Genomic DNA, 5123 nt, shown 5'->3' on the forward strand with positions numbered 1-5123 from the left:
TTACAACAAGTCTTTCCCCTTGTCCCCAATTCTCCTTGTCTCCAAGTCCTCTTTCCAATGCCCAATGACTAATGACTAATGACTAATGACTAATGACTAATGACAACGCTTTGATAGCAGAAAGCGCTATCTCTCTTTTATTGCTACTTATCCAAGTACCAGCAACGGCGATTCTGTTTTCGCGCCTATTAAAAGGGCCAAGACGCCATCCTCCAATAAAACCCCAACAACCGACACCTGAGCTTTTGGGTAAGGTTAGCGTCGTTGTTCCCACACTGAACGAGGCGCTTCGCATTAGCCCTCTGTTGGCTGGTTTAAGTCAGCAAAGCTATGAAGTTCGGGAAATTATGGTTGTAGACAGTAAATCCAGTGATGGCACCCCCGATTTAGTTAAAGCCTCACAGCAGAAAGATCCCCGCTTTCGCCTGATGACAGATGATCCCTTACCCTCTGGTTGGGTGGGGCGTCCTTGGGCGTTGCATAACGGTTTTCTATATAGTTCAGAGGCTAGTCAGTGGTTCTTGGGGCTGGATGCTGATATCCAACCGCATCCTGGTTTAGTTGCTGGGTTGTTAAAGACGGCCGAAGCACAGGGCTACGATTTGGTTTCTCTTTCACCCCAATTCATCCTCAAATATCCTGGGGAGTGCTGGCTACAACCGGCTTTGTTGATGACTTTGCTTTACCGATTTGATCCAGCGGGGATCAATACAGAGCAACCAGAACGGGTAATGGCAAATGGGCAGTGTTTTTTGTGTCGTCGCTCCGTTTTAGCTGCTATAGGTGGTTATAGCAGTGCGAAGAGTTCTTTTTGTGATGATGTCACGTTGGCACGCAATATTGCTATCCAAGGTTATAAGGTCGGCTTTTTAGATGGCGCAAAGGTATTAAAGGTAAGGATGTATGAAGGGGCGATGGAGACGTGGAAAGAATGGGGGCGGAGTCTCGATCTTAAAGATGCAACTTCTCGCTCTCAGTTGTGGGGAGATTTATGGCTACTCGCATCTGTTCAAGGTCTACCCTTTTTAATTGTCCTGACTTTTTTGTTGATTTCTCCTACTCTCTCCTACTTGCTACAGACGCGATTAATCGCGTCTGTACCTATTCCCCCACTCCTGCTGCTGGGACTGAATTTATTCCTGCTGGTGATTCGCTTTGCGATGCTAATAGCGATCGCACCTTCTTACGATCGCACAAACGCTAAAGGTAGGTGGTTATTTTGGCTTTCCCCTTTAGCCGATCCCTTAGCTGTGCTACGAATCTTTTTATCTGCATTCCGCACCCCGCGCGAGTGGCGAGGACGCAAGTATATATAGTGGGGCATTGGGCATTGGGCTTTGGGCATTGGAAAGAGGACTTGGAGACAAGGAGAATTGGGGACAAGGGGAAAGACTTGTTGTAAGTTCTAAACTTTTGTCACCTTGTCACCTTGTCCCCTTGTCCCCTTGTCCCCTTGCTTCCCCTGCTTCCCCTGCTCACTCCCTACTCCTCTTCACCTCCTACTTGATCCCCGCGTTCCAATTCCCAAAGAATTTGATTTCCTTCACGGCGTACCCGTGACACTATCCAATTTCGCCAGCGCCATTGATCTCCACGACTGGTGACAGCGCTGGCGTGGACATCCATCAAGTCTGCTAACTCAGAACTGGTGATTAAGTAGCCTTTTTCAGAAATTTCGTCAGCTATACGCAGAGTTTCGACCAAGCTGCGGAGTTGCGAAACCCTCATTTCTGGCGGTTTTTCATTGGTCACGGCCGCAGTTGGCCCAGTTAATGGTTCCATAAAGGTTATTTCTGGTGCAAAAGTACTGATTTGTTGGGGATTTTGGTTAATTATTCGAGAGTTTTTTTCATAATCAGCTACTTTTGCTACATTTAGTTGATTTTGGGAAGGTAAAGATTTATGAAAATCTGTGAAAGATAATTGTTGTAGCGAAGGGATTTTGCCACTGGCATAACTGCGAGCGATCGCATCACAACGTTCGTTACCTATGTTACCAGAATGTCCCCGAACGTATTGCCATTTTACTTGTTGGGTATTGAGTTCATCTAAGGTTTCTAAAAGGTCTTGGTTTTGGACGGGTTTACCATCTGACTTTTTCCAGCCTTTGTTTTTCCAGCCTTTCACCCACTTGGTAACACAGTTAATCAGGTATTCGCTATCGGTATGAAGGGTGATGGGTTGGGCTTGTTGAGATGTTTGCAGAAATTGAAGGGCGGCGATCGCAGCTTGCATCTCCATTTTATTATTAGTGGTATGAGGGGATGCATCGCCCATTTCGTGGATTGAGCCATCGCTGAAGTAGACGACAACACCCCAACCGCCAGGGCCAGGATTACCGGTGCAAGCACCATCAGTGTATATACTTTGAATTATGGGTTGGGTGGACATGTTTAGAGTCTCGAACCGCGAAGGCAAAAGTTATTAGCGGCGAATTTTTTAACAATATCCAGGCTATTATACTGATAAAAACTCTTAATTCTGACTCCTAACTTCGGAATTCTTCTTTAATCCTCATCATCAGGCAAATTTTCCATTTCTTCAGTAATTAGCGTCTGAAAATCTTCGTCACAATGATTATACAGATGAACCGCAGCAGCTAGGAGTTCTGCTAGAATTTCAGCTTGTTGGTTAGCAGTTAAACTAGTTAACTGTAACTGGTTAATCAAGGCTTGTACTTTTAGGCATTCTGTACCTAATTCAGCAATTAAGGTACTGAAGGTTGAATTGGTGACTGCAAGAGGGCGATCGCTAATCTGCATATTTTAGTTATTGTCCCAATCTTTTACGTGCTTGTTGGATTGCCTTGTCAAAAGCACGAATCTCTTTTTCCAAATGCTTAATTAGACCTTCGTCAGCAAAACTCTTTTCTGATTCCAGTCTAATATGTTCTTGATGTTCGGTAATTCTTTGAGTTAAAGATTCAATCGCCTTTTGATGGTGCTTCTAACTCGTTACTCCGAACGATAAGCAACGCGGAGACTTTGGATTAAAATCACCAGAGATGCGATCGCCATTAACCCGCCCCAAAACCAGTAAGGTAAAAGCAAATATCGCTGCATTTGCCCTGTATCAGAAATTCCAAGGGGGCCAGCAGAACTACTAAATAGATAATCAAGTTGATGGTACGTACTTACACAAGCTTGTACGCCCAGAAATTGAATGACAAACCCTTGCGCCCAGCGAGGTGCTTTCAGGGAAATACCCAAGATTATTAAACCTAGTAAGGGAATTGCAACCAATCCAAACCAGGAACGCACCCAAATTAATGTGGACAACAGCAAAAAACTGCCTAAAATTTTTAAACACAGGGTTGCTGCTGTAAAACTGCGGGAAGCCAGAATCAAAGCTGCACCGGCAAGAGGCGGCCCCATTGGCCCAGCTGCGGCGATGATTGCTGGGCCAATTGGCCCCAATGACGACCGGAGACCATAAGTTGCGACACCAGAACCATTGCTAAAAATCTGCAACTTCTGAAACTGTCCCCCTAATAGCAGTGCCATTAAGCCGTGACCCATTTCATGAAACCAAGTTGCCAAAATTGTAAATGGGTATAAGATATAATCTCCTCCTGGTACTTGCCACAACAAAGCAGTTGCGATCGCTGCTGCAACTAGCCAGGTTAGCCCCATACGCTCAACAACTAACGGGGCTTCTTTAGTCAGCAAGGGTTCAAAATTTTTATTTGATTTGCTCATAAGTTACTCAATTTTAGATTTTAGATTTTAGATTTTGGAATTAAGATTATCCCGATTAATTCATGGGGCATTCAATTTGGGGTTTTAGATTATAGATTATTCCTTCAATTTAATATTGACAGTATATTTTCATCTATCCTAATGTAATTATTGAGGTATTAGGGTTACTGAGGAATGCAACAATTCGCACTTCAAAGCGACGGCTGTAAACTATGGCGCTATCAAGAACAACATAGCCATCCGTCGCTTGTATGATACAATTCAAGTGTTTATCCTCCAAAATAGATATCGGAGGATGGGCAGAAAATACTTAGACCGGATGTCACAATTGAGTGCTAATCAGTTAAGCAAGTTGAAACAGGAATGTCATTAAGTCTCCTTTACCCAAGCTGATGCGATCGCCTGGTCGCAAGCGATGACGGTTCCCTGGTAAAAGTGGCAAATTATTAATGTAAGTGCCATTAGAACTTCCTACATCCTCTACATAGTGGGCATCTCCTTCGACACGAATATCTGCATGAATCCGCGAGACAATTTCGGAATTAGGAAATCCTGAAACATCTATATCTGGAGGAATCCGGTCATTAGGCTTGCCGATATGAATCACAGAGAAATTTTGCGGCAATTCAATTAAGCGATCGCTTTGAACGTGGAGTAACCGCGCTGTAACCTGCTGCAATTGCGTTCTGGCAGCAGTTGCAGTTGGTGCTGGTGCTGCTGGCGGGGGTACTTCGGCTTGGGAGGTTGGTACTGGTTCCACTGGTGGTGGAGTCGGAATACTACTTTGTCCAGAGACTACGGGTTGAGCTACAACGGATGACGCTGGCTCTGGAGGACTGCTTTTTGCAACAGGTATGTGTGGCACAGGTTCTGGGGGAATTGCCATCTCTGTTGGTGGTAAAGATGATTCGGGAGGATGAGAGTTAGTCGAACCACCCACTCCCAAGGCATCTGGTTGTAAAAGTTCTAACAGTGGATCGGGTGGAACTAACGGTGGTACTTCCACAGGAATATCGGGAGTAACTGTTGTAGCTACTGCGGGATGAACGTGTGGAACACCTGCGGAGTGAAGGTTATAGCCACATTGACCACAGAATGCAGCATCTGCCTGCACAGTTGCCCCACAACTGGGACAATTAGTAGTCGCAGGTAATGGTGTATAACAAGCTTCACATTGGACAGCGCCATCAGGGTTGGGATGATTGCAATTAGGGCAGACGATCATCGATATTTAGCCTTTGTTCAAGATCATCATAAATATAGTTAGGACTGGCAAGCAGAGGGCGGCCCTAGCTTTAGATTCTAGCAATTACTGCTAATTGAACAATAAATTGGACACTCTTACACGGGGAAGGGGAGCAGGGGGGAAGGGGAGCAGGGGAGCAGGGGAAGCAAGGGGACAAGGGGACAAGGGGACAAGGTGAC

General features: G+C 45.2%; 6 protein-coding genes. 1 reads left to right on the forward strand and 5 read right to left on the reverse strand.

Annotated features, from left to right (window positions below; translation table 11 throughout):
- Window positions 1–92 precede the first annotated feature (92 nt).
- A complete protein-coding gene (cruG, locus tag RMZ95_RS33920; protein WP_322682610.1) occupies window positions 93–1316 on the forward strand; it encodes a 2'-O-glycosyltransferase CruG in 1224 nt (407 codons plus the stop codon).
- A 166-nt stretch (window positions 1317–1482) separates the two neighbouring features.
- On the opposite strand, the gene rnhA is transcribed toward cruG, so the two are convergent.
- From rnhA to RMZ95_RS33945, 5 genes are all read right to left on the reverse strand, one after another.
- Complete coding sequence (gene rnhA, locus RMZ95_RS33925; protein WP_322673756.1) at window positions 1483–2391, reverse strand: ribonuclease HI; 909 nt, start codon at window positions 2389–2391, stop codon at window positions 1483–1485.
- 116 nt (window positions 2392–2507) lie between these two features.
- Window positions 2508–2762: a hypothetical protein gene (locus tag RMZ95_RS33930; RefSeq protein WP_322673755.1), complete on the reverse strand. Its 255-nt coding sequence runs from the start codon at window positions 2760–2762 to the stop codon at window positions 2508–2510.
- A gap of 192 nt (window positions 2763–2954) precedes the next feature.
- On the reverse strand, window positions 2955–3698 hold the full coding sequence (locus RMZ95_RS33935) for a M50 family metallopeptidase (RefSeq protein WP_322685113.1): 744 nt from the start codon (window positions 3696–3698) through the stop codon (window positions 2955–2957).
- A gap of 133 nt (window positions 3699–3831) precedes the next feature.
- Entirely contained in the window at window positions 3832–3963 is a 132-nt protein-coding gene (locus RMZ95_RS33940) for a hypothetical protein (RefSeq protein ID WP_322685112.1), read from the reverse strand.
- A gap of 78 nt (window positions 3964–4041) precedes the next feature.
- Window positions 4042–4923: an FHA domain-containing protein gene (locus RMZ95_RS33945; protein ID WP_322685111.1), complete on the reverse strand. Its 882-nt coding sequence runs from the start codon at window positions 4921–4923 to the stop codon at window positions 4042–4044.
- Between the last annotated feature and the right edge of the window lie 200 nt (window positions 4924–5123).

Origin of the sequence: Nostoc sp. DedQUE07 (genome assembly GCF_034530975.2) — a bacterium.
Lineage (GTDB): Bacteria > Cyanobacteriota > Cyanobacteriia > Cyanobacteriales > Nostocaceae > Nostoc.

Excerpts from the sequence above, each read along its gene's own strand:
- cruG (WP_322682610.1), top strand. The coding sequence starts at position 93 with ATGACTAATGACAACGCTTTGATAGCAGAAAGCGCTATCTCTCTTTTA.
- rnhA (WP_322673756.1), bottom strand. The coding sequence starts at position 2,391 with ATGTCCACCCAACCCATAATTCAAAGTATATACACTGATGGTGCTTGC.
- RMZ95_RS33930 (WP_322673755.1), bottom strand. The coding sequence starts at position 2,762 with ATGCAGATTAGCGATCGCCCTCTTGCAGTCACCAATTCAACCTTCAGT.
- RMZ95_RS33935 (WP_322685113.1), bottom strand. The coding sequence starts at position 3,698 with ATGAGCAAATCAAATAAAAATTTTGAACCCTTGCTGACTAAAGAAGCC.
- RMZ95_RS33945 (WP_322685111.1), bottom strand. The coding sequence starts at position 4,923 with ATGATCGTCTGCCCTAATTGCAATCATCCCAACCCTGATGGCGCTGTC.